This is a genomic window from Actinophytocola sp., from assembly GCF_045807065.1.
Taxonomy (GTDB): Bacteria; Actinomycetota; Actinomycetes; order Mycobacteriales; family Pseudonocardiaceae; genus Actinophytocola.
On record NZ_JBJMIE010000732.1, the window covers coordinates 1 to 13838 of the forward strand.

Sequence of the window (13838 nt, forward strand, 5' to 3'; positions counted from 1 at the left end):
CCCCGGCGGTGGTGGGTGCGCCTCGTAGCTGTGCCGCGCGGCGCAGGGTGGCCGGGCCGGAGGCGAGCGCCTGCAGGCAGCCCCGGCGGCCGCAGACGCACGGCGCGCCACCCAAGTCGACGATCACGTGCCCGATCTCGAACGAGCCGCGGCGGAGTCCGGGGCACGGCGCGCCGTTCAGGACGAGGCCGCCGCCGACACCGGTGCCCACACCGACGTAGAGCAGGTCGTCGCAGGCCGCGGCCCGGGCCTCGGCGAGCGCGCCGAGGTCACCGTCGTCCGCCCACGCCACGACGGCGTCGCCGAACAGCCGACGCAGTGCGGCGTCCAGGTCCAGGCCGGTCCACTCCGGACGGTTGGGCCAGGCGCTCACCCGGCCGTCCGGGCCGACGGTGCCCGGCATCGCGACGCCCACCGCCCGCAGCGGTGCGCCGAGCCTCGCCCGCAGCGCCGCCACGTGCTCGGTGAGCTGGGCGAGGTCCCGGGCGGCGCTGTGCGGCGGCGACCAGGTGAACGTGGTCTCGTCGACGCATCCGGCGTCGGTCTCGACGCGGAGTGCGACCTTCGTGCCACCGATGTCGACGCCGAGGTAGTGCGGCGGCGCCACGCCGGTCAGCGGCCGGGCAGCGACGGGCAGAGGGCGAGCAGGTCGGCCGGCCGGCGCAGCACCACGTCGGGGCCGGCGGCGAGCAGCTCGTCGACGTCGTCGGGCGGCGCCCACAGCGCGGCGGCCGAGGCGACGCCGGCACCCTGGGCGCTGACCAGGTCGGTCGGTGCGTCGCCGACCATGATGGCGTGCTCGGCCGGCACGTCCAGCAGGTCCAGCGCGTGCCGCACGATGTCCGGGGCCGGCTTGGGCCTGGCGACCTCGTCGGAGCCGATCACGTGTGCGAAGAACGGGAGCAGGCCCAGCCTGTCGAGCAGGGAGCGCGCCCTCGGCCCGCTCTTGCCGGTGGCGATGGCGAGCCGCAGCCCGCGGACCCGCAGTGTCAGCAGCAGTTCGAGGACGCCGTCGAAGACCGTCACCTGGTCCGCGAGGCGGTAGCTCTCGCGGACGAACGGCTCCTCCATCGCCAGCGGCAGGCCCATGATCCGCATGATGTCCGGGAAGTAGCGGCCCAGGTGGCGCCGGTACTCCTCGAACGGCGCCGGACCCTCGCCGACGACTTCGGCGTAGGCGATGGCGAAGGCCTCACCCATCACCGCGAAGCTGTCGACGACGACCCCGTCCAGGTCGAAGATGACGGCGTGCCGCACCGGCGCGAGCGTGTCGGTCGCGATGTCTGGCCGTTCGACGCTCGGGACTGCCATGGGGCCTCTCTCTACTGGTAGGCGGGCACCGCGCGCCGCGCACGCGCTGAGCGGGCCGACGCGTAGAAGCTCTCGATCATGCGGACTATCGGGCGGGCCTCGGTGATGGCCCTGCCGCGGTTGTCCGGGTCGGCCAGCAGCGCGGCGAGGCCGTCGAGCTGCCGGCGGTACTCGACGCCGATCGGCTCGGCCGGCACCGGGAGCCGGGTGGTGGTGCCCTCGCGCGTCACCGTCAGCACGGGCTCGGGGTCCCGGTTGGGGCTGAAGCCGAACGTGCACCGCAGCTCCGCGGTGCCGGCGGTGCCCTCGACCAGGATCGACGACACGTCCCGCGCCGCGTGCGAGGCCCAGCTGGCCCGCAGGGAGACCGAGACGCCGTCGTCGCGCACCAGGAACCCCCGCGCCGTGTCCTCCACGTCGGCGGCGTCGGCGCCGGGCTCGTCCCGCCGCCACGCCGCGCGCCAGGCGCCGGCGTTGACGAAGTCGTCCGAGGTCACGCCGACCACCTGCGGGAAGCGGACCGGGCCGAGCAGGAACGCGAGGGTGTCGAGCAGGTGCCACCCGAGGTCGAACAGCGCTCCCCCGCCGGCCTTGTCGCGCCGGGTGAACCAGCCGCCGGCCCTCGGCACGCCGCGGGCCCGGACCCAGCCGAGGTCGACGTGCCGGATGTCGCCCAGCTCCGGGATGACCTGCCGCAACGCGGCGACGTCGCCGCGGTACCGGGCGGCGCTGCCGGCCAGCAGCATGCCGCCGCTGCGTTCGGCCGCCGCGAGGGTGTCGGCCTCGGCCGCGGTCAGGCACACCGGTTTCTCCAGGAAGACGGAGATCCCGGTGGCGAGCAGGGCCCCGGCCACCTCGGCGTGCAGGTAGTTGGGCACGGCGACCACGGCCAGGTCGACGGTCCGGGGGCTGAGCGCGTCCACCGCCGCGTGCACGGCGACGCCCGTCGCCTCCCGGAACGCCGTGCGCGAGGCCTGGTCGGCGTCGACGGCGGCGACCACCTCGAAGTCGGCGTGCTCGCGCAGCAGGGGTGACCACAGCTCCCGGCCGGCCCAGCCGAGCCCGACCAGAGCGACCCGAAGGCTCATGCGGCGGCCAGGGTGTCGGCGATGATCTCGGCGGTGGCGTGCAGCTCCGGCTCTCCCGCGAGCAGGACCCGGTGGTGCAGCCAGACGCTGTCGCGGCTGATGGCCTCGGTGTTGGGGCAGCGTGCCGCGACCGCGTCCACGGTCTCGTCGGGTGCGGCGACCTCCCAGAAGGCGTCCGTGCGGTAGATCGCGCGGAAGCCGGCGAACGCGGGCAGGCCGGCGTCGACGAGCCGGTCCACCAGGGCGTTGCGCCGCTCCTCGGTGATCCCGGGGACGCGGAACATGGCCATGTAGTGGGAGTTGCGGTCGGCACGCTCGTCGCCGCCCTGGGGCACGACCCCGTCGATGGCGCCGAGCAGCCGCGACAGCAGGGTCCAGCGTTCGTCGCGGAGCGCGATCTGCTCGTCGAGGCGGCGCAGCTGCGCCCGCAGCACCGACGCCGAGAACTCGTTGAGCCGCAGGTTGGAACCGGCGATCCGGTGGTGGTAGCGGCGGTCGTCCCGGGGCCGGCCGCAGCTGTGGCGCAGGAACGCCGTCTCGTACAGCTCCGTGTCACCGAACAGCACGGCGCCGCCCTCGCCCGCGGTCATCAGCTTGCCGTTCTGGAAGCTGAACGTCGCGACGGTGCCCAGCTCACCGACGCGCCTGCCCTGCCAGCGCGCGCCGTGCGCGTGCGCGGCGTCCTGGAGCAGTGGCACGCCGGTGTCGGCGGAGAGCTTCGCGAGCGCGTCCATGTCCGCCATGAGCCCGGCCATGTGCACCGGCATGATCACCCGGGTGCGCGGGGTGACGGCCGCGGCGGCCGCGGCCACGTCGATGTTGTAGGTGTCCGGGTGGACGTCGACCGGGACCGCGACGGCGCCGAGCCGCTGGGCCGCCTGGGAGGAGGAGATGAAGGTGAAGGCCGGCACGATGACCTCGGTGCCCGGCCCCACCCCCATGCACTGGAGGGCGAGCTCGAGCGCGTGCGTCCCGTTGGTGACCGCCAGCGCGTGCTCCGCGCCGTGGTGCTCGGCGAACTCCCGCTCGAAGGAGTCGACCTCGCTGCCCCCCATGCGCCACCACTGACCCTGTTCGAGCGCGCGGATCAGACCGTCCCTTTCGGACTGGTCGTACTGCGGCCACGGGGGGAACTCTGGCGCCTGTCGCGCGTTCATATCTCTCCGAATCTCCACGTTGGTCCAACCGGGAAAAGGCGGATGTGGGACGGCGACGGCCTCTGCCTCCCACTTCACGGTAGGTCCGCGCCCGGAACGTCACATCCCTCGATCTGGTAGTCGTCCCCCAGCCCGAAGAACGCGCGGTAGGAGTCCAGTTGTCCGTCGAGCATGTGGATTCCGTAGTGGACACGGTGGCCGAGCGCCGCCGCTTCACGCAGGAGGCGGGTCTGGCGGGGTTTCATGATGATGTCGGCGACCACGATGCCGGACGGCAGCGCCTCCGGCCGGAACGGCAGCGGGTCGTCGGGCCGGAGCCCCAGCGGGGTGGCGTTCACGACGATGCCGGCGCCGTCCACCCGCGGTTCGGCCGAGATGACCGTCCGATCCGGCCAGTGCGCGTCCAGGCGCGCGCGAAGTCCGGCCAGTTTCGCGGTGTCCGGGTCGCACACCGACAGCCGGTCCGCGCCGGCCGCCAGCAGCGCGGCCGCGATCGCACTCCCCGCGCCGCCCGCACCGACGAGCGCCACCCGCCGGCCCTTCGGGTTGTGACCCGCGTCCACGAGACCGGTCACGAAGCCGAGCCCGTCGAAGTTCTCCGCGTACCAGCTGCCGTCGGCCTCCCGCCGCAGCGCGTTGGCGCTCCCGGTGATCTCCACCGTCGGGCTGCGCCGGTCGGCGAGCGCGACGACCGCCACCTTGTGCGGCACCGTGACGAAGATGCCGTCGACGTTGCCGGCGCACCGCAGCCCGCCGAAGACCTGTGCGAGGTGTGCCGGCCTGGCGTGCACGGGAACCAGGACCGCGTCGATGCCCAGCCGGGCGAAGAGCGGGTTCATCAGCCCCGGCGACTGCACCTGGGTCACGGGGTCACCGAGGACGACGTACAGGCGGGTGGTGCCGCTGATCTGTGTTCTCATGGCCTTTCCCTGGCGCACAGCAGTTCCGCGACGGTGTGGGCGAGCTCGACCGACTGCTCGGCGTTGAGCCGCGGGTCGCACGCGGTCCGGTAGCGGGCCGGCAGGTCGGTCTCGGTGATGCCGCCGGCGCCGCCGAGGCATTCGGTCACGTCCTCGCCGGCCACCTCGACGTGGATGCCGCCGGGGTGGGTGCCGAGCCGCCGGTGCACCTCGAAGAACCCGGCGAGCTCGCCGAGCACGTGGTCGAAGTGCCGGGTCTTGTACCCGTTCGCGGAGGTCCGGGTGTTGCCGTGCATCGGGTCGCACTGCCAGACCACCTCGTGCCCGGACGCGCTGACCTTCTCCACGATCGGCGGGAGTAGCTCGCGGACGAGTGTGTGCCCCATGCGGCTCACCAGCGTCAGCCGCCCCGGGGTGCCGTGCGGGTCGAGGCGCCGCACGTACTCGACGGCCTGCTCCGGGGTGACGTCCGGACCGATCTTGAGGCCGATCGGGTTGGACAGCAGCTCCGCGAACGCGACGTGCGCCCCGCCGAGCTGGCGGGTGCGCTCGCCGATCCACAGGAAGTGCGCGAGCCCACTGGACAACCGCGGCTCCGGGCCGCTGGTGTCCACCGACAGCACGGCCCGCTCGTAGTCGAGCAGGAGCATCTCGTGGCTGACGTAGACCTCGCCGGCCCCGGCCCCGCGGACCACGTCCATCGCGACCGCGGCGTTGGCGTGCGCGCGCAGCATCCGGTGCGGGTCGGGGCGCCGCGCGGCCGGTGTCGGCTCGGCGGAGTTGACGCTGTCGCCGCGGTAGGCCGGCAGTCCCAGTGCGTCGACGGCCCGGGAACGGGGCTTCGCGTACTGCCCGGCCATGCGGGCGACCGTGACCACCGGCCGGCCCGCCGCCCGGCCGAGCACCTCGCCCATCCGCTGGAGCACCCGCAGGTTGGCCCGCAGGTGCGACTCGGTGTTGTCGGCGAAGGTCTCGGCGCAGTCACCGCCCTGCAGCAGGAACGCCTCGCCCCTGGCGACGGTCGCGAGCCGGTCGTGCAGCCGGGCCGTCTCGTCCCGGGTCACGATCGGCCGGGCGTGGTGCAGGAGCCCGGCCACGGCGCGGGCCCGCACGGGGTCCGGCCAGTGCGGCTGTTGCGCGGCGGGCAGGGCCAGCGCCGCGGTCAGCTGTTCGGCCAGCCGCCGCGCCACCGGGTACGTGCGTTGTGACAACCGGCTCATGCCGGTACCGGGCCGGTCGTGGCGGCCCCGACGAGGTCGGCCAGGTCGGCCCGCGGCATCTCGGCGAGGACGCGGGTGACCACGTCCTCGGCTACGTCGGTCACCAGCTCCGCGCCGGCGGGCCCGTCGAGGACGAACCCGAGGCCGGTGACCGATTTCTTGTCCCGGCGCATCTGGCGGACGAGCACCGCGGGGTCCACGTCGGCGGGCAGTGCGGTGGGCAGCCCGTAGTGCCGGACGACCGCGAGGTGCTCGTCTACTCTGGACTGTCCGATGCGGCCGAGCGCGCCGGCGAGCCGGCCGGCGAAGACCGTGCCGATGGCGACGCCCTCGCCGTGGCGCAGCGCGAACCCGGTCGCGATCTCCAGGGCGTGGCCCAGCGTGTGGCCGTAGTTGAGCAGGTGCCGCACGCCGGTGTCGCGTTCGTCCTCGGCCACGATGCCCGCCTTGAGGGTCACGCTCGCGGCGATCTGTTCGGGGAGCGGCAGGTCGCGCAGGCCGGGTGCGCCGATGAAGTGGCAGCGGGCGATCTCGCCGAGCCCGTTGCGCAGCTCCCGCCGCGGCAGGGTGGACAGGTAGTCCGTGTCGCACAGCACCGCGCTCGGCTGCCAGAACGCGCCGACCAGGTTCTTGCCCGCGGGCAGGTTCACCGCCGTCTTGCCACCGACGCTGGCGTCCACCTGCGCGAGCAGCGAGGTGGGCAGGTGGACCACGGCCACGCCCCGGTGGTACAGCGCTGCCGCCAGCCCGACGACGTCGGTGGTCGTGCCGCCGCCGCAGGACACGACGACGTCGGAGCGGGTGAGCCCGAACCGCACGAACTCGCCGCACAGCTGCTCTACTGTGGACAGTGTCTTGCCCTGTTCACCGTCCCGCGCGGGCAACAGCAGCGTCGGTACCCCGGTGTCGGGCACCCACTCCGGCGGGCGGGCCGACACGACGACGGCCCTTCTGGCACCCAGTCCGCGAACCACGCCGGCGAGCGCCGTGCGTACTCCCGGGCCGACGAGGACGTCGTAGGAACGATCCCCCAGCCGGACCGGGATCCTGGTGTTCACGGTTCCCGCTCCGCGGTGTCCGGCGAGTTCTGGTACGCCTGCTCGAGGGACGCGATCTCCTCGGCCTTCGCCATCGGCTCGCCGCCGTAGACCGAGCCCATGAACCGGGCCCACGTCGAGAACCCGCTCCGCCAGGTGTCGGCCAGCCACACGAACAGACGCTCCTCGTTCTCCATCGTTGCCCTTCTGGTTGCGGTCGAACGCTCAACCGAGGTCGCCGGTGAGGATGCGGGACAGCAGCATCCGGTGCTCGTCGTCGTCGGTGATCGTGCGCACCTGCTCCCGGCCGTTTCGGACGGTGAGGTAGCGGCGCTGTCGCATGAAGACCTGACCGTCCTCGACGGCCCGGCCGCACAGAACCTCCTGGGTGTCGGTCCGCTCCGAGTTCGCGAGGAGTTCCCGGAAGTTGTCCTCCAGTTCCTTCCAGTCGCTCCACTGGCGGGCTTTCGTCGTGAAGGTGTAGACGACACCCCAGCGGGTGGCCGCTCCCCTGCGTTGCAGCGCGAACCCGTTCTCCTCGGCGACCAACCGGAACTGGCTGCCGTACTGGGACTGCACCGTGTCGGTGACCGGCAGCGGCTCGAGATAGGTCGGACCCGGGTAGCCGACATCCACGAGCCAGTCACCGCCGTCGAGAAGGACGCGGTTGAACATGTGCTCGACGTCGGTGCCGAAGTTGTCCCGGCCCTCCACGGTGCTGCCCGCGACCAGCGTGACGTCGTAGCCCAGTTCCCGCAGCAGCCGGTGGAACAGCCGGTTCAGGTGGTAGCAGGCGCCGCCGCGGCCGTCGGCGACGCTCGTGTCGAAGATGGCGTCGTCGTCGAGGTCGACGATGTCCGGGCCGTCGGCGAGGTCGTAGGCGAGGCTGCTGTAGGGGATCGCCATGAGGTGGCGCCGCTGCAGCTGCCGCAACGTCGCGATGTCCACACCGGACTGCCTGGCGCAGCCGATGCGCCGCAGGTAGTGGTCCACGTCGAACACGTCGTCACCCTTCTTTCATACGGAGATCGCCACCGGGGCCGCCTCGCCGCACGTCAGCTCGTGCAGGTGCGCGGCGATCAGGACCGGTGTCGGATGGGCGAAGACGAGGTTGGGCGAGATCCTCTCGCCGGTGACGGCGCGGAGCCGGTTGCGCAGCTCGATGGCGGTGAGGGAGTCGAAACCCAGCTCGAACAGCCCCTGGTCCGCGTCGATGTCGTGGCCGTCGCGGTAGCCGAGGACCGCGGCCACCTGCGTGCGCACCAGGTCGAGCAGGACCCGCGTCGCTTCCTCGGCGGGCAGCCCGGCCAGCCGCTCGACCAGTCCGCGCTCGTCGGCCGCGCCGGCGGTGTGCGCCTGCTGCCGACCCGCCCGGACCAGGCCCCGCAGCATGTGCGGCACCTCGGTGCCCGCCACCGCGCGCAGGTCCAGCCTGGCCGGAACGAGCACCGCCTGCCCGGACCCCACGGCGGCGTCGAACAGCGCCATGCCCTCCGCGGGTGTCATCGGCAGCAGGCCCCCGCGCCGGTTCATCCGGGACCGCGCCAGCTCGTCGGTGCCCGCCGCCATGCCGGTGCTCTGCTCCCACAGGCCCCACGCCAGCGACAGCCCCGGCAGACCCGCCGTGCGACGACTCGCCATCAACCCGTCCAGGTACGCGTTCGCGGCCGCGTAGCCGCCGCTGCCCGCACCCATGAACACACCGGAAACCGACGAGTAGACGACGAACGCGTCCAGGTCCACGTCCCGGGTCAGCTCGTCGAGGTGACGCACCGCGTCCACCTTCGGCGCGAACACCTCCGCCAGCCGCTCCGGGGTCACCGTGCCGATCACCCCGGCGTCGGCGACACCGGCCGTGTGCACCACGGCGGTGGGCCGGTGTTCGGCCAGCAGCACGGCCACCTGCTCCCGGTCGCCCACGTCACAGGCGACGACCGACACGGTGGCGCCCTGCCCGGTCAGCTCGGCGACCAGGTCCCCGGCGCCGTCCGCCGCCGCACCGCGCCTGCTGGCGAGCACCAGCCGCCGCACCCCGTGCCGGGCGACCAGGTGCCGGGCCACGAGCGCACCGAGCGACCCGGTGCCGCCGGTGACCAACACCGTCCCTTCCGAACCGAAGACCGGCGCAGCCGACACGACACCGGCGGCACGGACCAGCCGCGGCACCGACAACACCGCGCCACGGACGGCAACCTGCGGCTCACCGCAGGCCAGTACCGCACCCAGCACGGCGTCGATGCCCGCGGCACCGTCGGCGGCGGCCCGATCGAGACCCAACGCCGCATCGCCACCGATGGCATCGGCGGCGCCAGCCGGGCCGAGGTCCAGCACCGGGTCGAGATCGACGGCATCGCCACTACCGGCCGGGTCGAGATCCAGCACCGCATCGCCACCGGCGGCACCGGCGGCGCCGGCCCGACCGAGACCCAATACCGCATCGCCAGCGATGGCATTGGTGGCGCCGGCCGGGTCGAGGTCCAGCAGCACGATTCGGTCCGGGTTCTCCGCCTGTGCGGCCCGGACCAGGCCCCACACTGCCGCGCCCGCGGGGTCGGTCACCGCGCCGTCGCCTGCGGGTACCGCGCCACGGGTCACGACCACCAGGCGGGTCTCCTCCAGCCCGCCGCCCGCGAGCCAGCACTGGACGGCGTCCAGCACGTGGGTGGTCCGCTCTAGCACCGTGCCGCCGACGGCCGCCGGCAGGACCGCCGCGGCCGGGGCGGCCGCGCCGGACAGCACGTCGTCGGCCAGGGTCGCCACCCCTTCCGCGTCGGCCACCGGCACCCACGACGGCGCGGGCGCCGCCGCGACCGTGGGCAAGGCGGTCCAGTCCACGCGGAACAACGAGTCGACGCGGGGGGCGCCTGCCGCCGAGGCCAGCTGTTCGCCGGTCACCGGCCTGCCCACGAGCGAGTCCAGCGTGACGACGAGGCCACCTGCCTCGTCCACGGCCTCCAGCGCCATCGCGCCGGGCTCGGGCCTGGTGATCCGCACCCGCAGCACCGCGGCACCGGCCGCGTGCAGCCGCAACCCGTTCCACGCGAACGGCAGCGACAGTTCCTGCTCGCCTCCCCCGCCGGCGCCACCACTGCCACCGCCGGCGCCCCTTCCGACGCCACCGCCCCTTCCGACGCCACCGCCCCTTCCGACGCCACCGCCCCTTCCGGCGCCACCGCCACTGCCGTTGCTGGCGCGACCGCCACTTCCGGCGCCACTGCCACTGCCGCCACCGGCACCAGCGCCGTCGCCACCACCACGGCCGCCACTGCCACTGCCATTGCCGTCGCCACCACCGCCACCGCCGTCGCCGCCGGCCGCCGCCGCGCTCAGGAGCGTCGAGTGCAGGGCCGCGTCCAGCAACGCCGGGTGGATGCCGAAGCCGGCCGCGTCGGCGTGCCGGTCCGCGGGCAACGCGACCTCGGCGAAGAGTTCGCCGCCCTCGGCACCGTCGCGTCGCCACACCGACCGCACGGCCTGGAACGTCGTCCCGTACTCGTACCCGACCTGCGCGAGCCGCTCGTAGCCGGCGCCGATGTCCACCGGTTCCGCGCCGGGCGGCGGCCACGCGGCGCCGTCGAACCCGCTGCCGTGGCCCGGCTGCCCGGTGACGGTCAGCACGCCGGTGGCGTGCCGAGTCCAGCCGTCCGAGTCCTCGCGCTGGGAGTACACGTCGACGGTGCGCGTGCCGAACTCGTCCGGGCCGCTGAGTGCGACCTGCACGCGCACGCCGCCGTGCCGGGGCACCACCAGCGGCGCCTCGATCACCAGCTCGTCGAGGACCGAGCAGCCGGCTTCGTCGCCCGCGCGCACGGCCAGCTCGACCAGCCCGGTGCCCGGGACGATGACCACGCCCCGAACCGCGTGGTCGGCGAGCCACGGGTGGGTGCGCAGGGACAGGCGTGAGGTGAACACGAGCCCGTCGGACTGCGGCAGGTGCACGACCGCGCCGAGCATCGGGTGGTCGGCACCGGCCAGTCCCAGCGAGGTGGCGTCGGTGGCGGCCTCGGTCGCGTGCAGCCAGTAGTGCCGGTGGTCGAACGCGTAGGTGGGCAGGTCCACTCGCCCGGCCGGGGCAGGCAGAACGGCGCGCCAGTCCACCGCGACGCCGCGGACGAACAGCTCGGCCATGGCGGTGAACAGCCGCGGCGGCCCGCCGTCGGCACGCCGCAGGGAACCGGTGACCACCGCGTCGGTGTCCTCGGTGCTCTCGGTGATCGGCGCGACCAGCACCGGGTGCGCGCTCACCTCCACGAACACCCCGTACCCCTGATCGAGCAGGGCGGCGACGGCAGGGCCGAACCGCACCTGATGACGCAGGTTCCGGTACCAGTAGGCGCCGTCGAGCACACCCGCGTCCCGAACCCACTCGCCGGTCACGGTCGAGAGGAACGGGATCTCCGGTACGTGTGCCTCGATGCCCGCCAGTGCTTCGGCGAGGGTGTCGCGGATGTCCTCCACGTGGCGGGTGTGCGACGCGTAGTCCACGGCCACCCGCCGCACCCGAACTTCGTTGGCCGACAGGGTTTCCAGCACCTCGTCGAGCGCCTCGGCATCACCGGCAACCACCACCGAGGACGGGCTGTTGACGGCGGCGACCTCCACCCGGCCCGCCCACGGCACCAGCCGGGCGGCCACGTCGTCGGCGGACAGCGCGACCGAGGCCATGCCGCCGCGCCCGGACAACTTTGCGGCGATCGCCTGACTCCGCAACGCCACCACCCGCGCCGCGTCCACAAGCGACAACGCACCCGCCACACACGCCGCCGCGATCTCCCCCTGCGAATGCCCCACCACCGCATCCGGCACCACACCCACCGACGACCACACCGCCGCCAACCCCACCATCACCGCAAAACACGCCGGCTGCAACACGTCGACCCGATCGAGCAGCTCAGGCTCGGCGTCACCACGCAACACGTCCACCAGCGACCAATCAACCCACCGCTCCAACGCGGCAGCACACTCGGCGACCCGATCCGCGAACACTGGAGAGGAATCCAACAACTCCCGACCCATCCCCACCCACTGCGTCCCCTGACCCGGGAACACCCACACCACCTTGCCGGGCAGACCGGAAGCCGCGACCCGGCCGGTCACGAGGTTGGGTGCGGTGCCACCGTCCGCCAGCGCGGTCAGTCCGGCCAGGGCGTCCTCGCGGGACGCGGCCACGACCACGGCGCGCTCACCGAACACCGACCGCCCGGACACCAGCGCCCCGGCCACGGCCGCGGGTGACAGCCGCGCCGACTCCGCCAGGAGTGTCGCGAGCCGCCCGGCCTGCCCCGCGAGCGACCCGGCGCTCCGCGCCGACACGACCAACGGCACGGCGCCCGATTGGCTCGCGCCGCCCGCCGGCGACCCGGCCTGCTCCCGGCGACTCTCCTCCCCAGCCCGCTCCACTCCCGACCACCGCCGCTCACCCAGCCCAGACACCAACGGCCCACCCGCAGCGCCCGATTGACCCGCGCCGCCCGCCGGCGAGCCGGCCTGCTCCCGGCGACTCCTCTCCCCAGCCCGCTCCACTCCCGACCACCGCCGCTCACCCAGCCCAGACACCGACGACCCACTCACGGCGCTCGACTGGCTCGCGCCGCTCGTCGGCGAGTCGGCCTGTACCTGGTCTGTGAGTTCGTCGGCCTCCTCGATGATGAGGTGGGCGTTCGTGCCGCTGATGCCGAAGGAGGACACACCCGCCCGGCGCGGGTGGCCGTTGCGCGGCCAGTCGCGGGCCTCGGTCAGCAGTTCGACCGCGCCCGCCGACCAGTCCACCTGGCTCGTGGGTGCGTCCACGTGCAGGGTCGGCGGCATGACGCCGTGGCGCAACGCCTGCACCACCTTGATCACGCCCGCCACACCCGCCGCCGACTGCGTATGGCCGAGGTTCGACTTCACCGAGCCCAACCACAGCGGACGATCCGGGTCGCGGTCCTGCCCGTAGGTGGCCAGCAGCGCCTGCGCCTCGATCGGGTCACCCAACGCGGTGCCCGTGCCGTGTCCCTCCACCACGTCCACATCGGACGCGGCGAGGCCGGCGCCCGCGAGCGCGGCGCGGATGACCCGTTGCTGCGACGGGCCGTTCGGGGCGGTCAGGCCGTTGGACGCGCCGTCGGAGTTCACCGCGCTGCCCCGCAGCACCGCCAGCACCCGGTGCCCGCGCTCGCGCGCCACCGACAGTCGCTCCAGCACCACCACGCCGACGCCCTCGCCCCAGCCGGTGCCGTCCGCGCCGTCCGCGTACGCCTTGCACCGGCCGTCGACGGCGAGGCCCCGCTGGCGGGAGAACTCCACGAACGTGCCGGGGTTCGCCATCACGGTCACCCCGCCGGCCAACGCCATCGAGCACTCACCGGAGCGCAGCGCCTGCATCGCCAGGTGCAGCGAGACCAGGGACGAGGAGCACGCGGTGTCCACCGTCAACGCCGGACCCTCCAGGCCCAGCGTGTAGGCGACCCGGCCGGACACCAGGCTGCCGCCGGTGGTGGTGGCGGCCTCCGGCCCGATGCCGTAGTCGTGGTACATCAGCCCGGCGTAGACGCCGGTCTGGCTGCCCTTGAGCGAGGCGGGGTCGATGCCGGCCCGCTCCAGCGCCTCCCAGGAGCACTCCAGCAGCAGCCGCTGCTGGGGGTCGATGATGAGGGCCTCGTTCGGGCTGATCCCGAAGAACTCGGCGTCGAAGTCGGCGGCGTCGGGCAGGAAGCCGCCCTCGGCGGTGTAGGTCGTGTTGGGACGTCCACCGGTCGGGTCGAAGAACCGGTCCAGGTCCCAGCCCCGGTCGGACGGGAAGCCGCTGACCGCGTCGCGGCCCTCGGCGACCAGCGTCCAGAGGTCCTCCGGGGAACTCACCCCGCCGGGGTATCGGCAGGCCATGCCGACGATGGCGATCGGGTCGGTGTCGGCATCGGCCCGGCTCACCGTGCGGCCGGGCGCCGATCGGGCCGGTTGGACATCGCCCAGCAGCTCGCTGAGGTACTCGGCCATCGCGAGGGCGTTCGGGTAGTCGAACGCCATGGTCGCCGACAGGCGCAGGCCGGTGGCGGCCTGCAGCTGGTTGCGCAGCTCCACGGCGGCCAGCGAGTCGAAGCCCAGTTCCCGGAAGGCGACCTCG

At 73.7% G+C, this 13838-nt stretch carries 10 protein-coding genes; all 10 read right to left on the bottom strand.

Going from position 1 to position 13838, the window contains the following annotated elements; all coding sequences use genetic code 11:
• On the bottom strand, positions 1-607 hold a 607-nt coding region (locus ACJ73U_RS43100), incomplete at its 3' end, for an ROK family protein (RefSeq protein ID WP_407783575.1).
• Between the two features lie 5 nt (positions 608-612).
• Positions 613-1311: an HAD-IA family hydrolase gene (locus ACJ73U_RS43105; RefSeq protein ID WP_407783576.1), complete on the bottom strand. Its 699-nt coding sequence runs from the start codon at positions 1309-1311 to the stop codon at positions 613-615.
• 11 nt (positions 1312-1322) lie between these two features.
• Positions 1323-2399, bottom strand: a complete 1077-nt coding sequence (locus ACJ73U_RS43110) for a Gfo/Idh/MocA family protein (protein WP_407783577.1) — start codon at positions 2397-2399, stop codon at positions 1323-1325.
• A complete protein-coding gene (rifK, locus tag ACJ73U_RS43115) occupies positions 2396-3556 on the bottom strand; it encodes a 3-amino-5-hydroxybenzoate synthase (RefSeq protein ID WP_407783578.1) in 1161 nt (386 codons plus the stop codon). Before rifK ends, ACJ73U_RS43110 begins: the two co-directional genes overlap by 4 nt.
• Before the next feature lie 74 nt (positions 3557-3630).
• Entirely contained in the window at positions 3631-4476 is an 846-nt protein-coding gene (locus ACJ73U_RS43120; RefSeq protein ID WP_407783579.1) for a shikimate dehydrogenase family protein, read from the bottom strand.
• Positions 4473-5696: a 3-deoxy-7-phosphoheptulonate synthase gene (locus ACJ73U_RS43125; protein WP_407783580.1), complete on the bottom strand. Its 1224-nt coding sequence runs from the start codon at positions 5694-5696 to the stop codon at positions 4473-4475. Before ACJ73U_RS43125 ends, ACJ73U_RS43120 begins: the two co-directional genes overlap by 4 nt.
• Positions 5693-6754, bottom strand: coding sequence for a 3-dehydroquinate synthase family protein (locus ACJ73U_RS43130; RefSeq protein WP_407783581.1), 1062 nt, complete (start codon positions 6752-6754; stop codon positions 5693-5695). Before ACJ73U_RS43130 ends, ACJ73U_RS43125 begins: the two co-directional genes overlap by 4 nt.
• Complete coding sequence (locus tag ACJ73U_RS43135; protein ID WP_407783582.1) at positions 6751-6930, bottom strand: hypothetical protein; 180 nt, start codon at positions 6928-6930, stop codon at positions 6751-6753. The genes ACJ73U_RS43130 and ACJ73U_RS43135 overlap by 4 nt, the downstream gene beginning before the upstream one ends.
• 28 nt (positions 6931-6958) lie before the next feature.
• Entirely contained in the window at positions 6959-7735 is a 777-nt protein-coding gene (locus tag ACJ73U_RS43140) for an arylamine N-acetyltransferase (RefSeq protein WP_407783583.1), read from the bottom strand.
• A gap of 15 nt (positions 7736-7750) precedes the next feature.
• The coding region (locus ACJ73U_RS43145; protein ID WP_407783584.1) for a type I polyketide synthase at positions 7751-13838 on the bottom strand (6088 nt) is incomplete at its 5' end.

Bases quoted from the DNA above. Each gene is read 5' to 3' on its own strand.
- ACJ73U_RS43105 (WP_407783576.1), bottom strand. From the start codon at position 1,311: ATGGCAGTCCCGAGCGTCGAACGGCCAGACATCGCGACCGACACGCTC.
- ACJ73U_RS43110 (WP_407783577.1), bottom strand. From the start codon at position 2,399: ATGAGCCTTCGGGTCGCTCTGGTCGGGCTCGGCTGGGCCGGCCGGGAG.
- rifK (WP_407783578.1), bottom strand. From the start codon at position 3,556: ATGAACGCGCGACAGGCGCCAGAGTTCCCCCCGTGGCCGCAGTACGAC.
- ACJ73U_RS43120 (WP_407783579.1), bottom strand. From the start codon at position 4,476: ATGAGAACACAGATCAGCGGCACCACCCGCCTGTACGTCGTCCTCGGT.
- ACJ73U_RS43125 (WP_407783580.1), bottom strand. From the start codon at position 5,696: ATGAGCCGGTTGTCACAACGCACGTACCCGGTGGCGCGGCGGCTGGCC.
- ACJ73U_RS43135 (WP_407783582.1), bottom strand. From the start codon at position 6,930: ATGGAGAACGAGGAGCGTCTGTTCGTGTGGCTGGCCGACACCTGGCGG.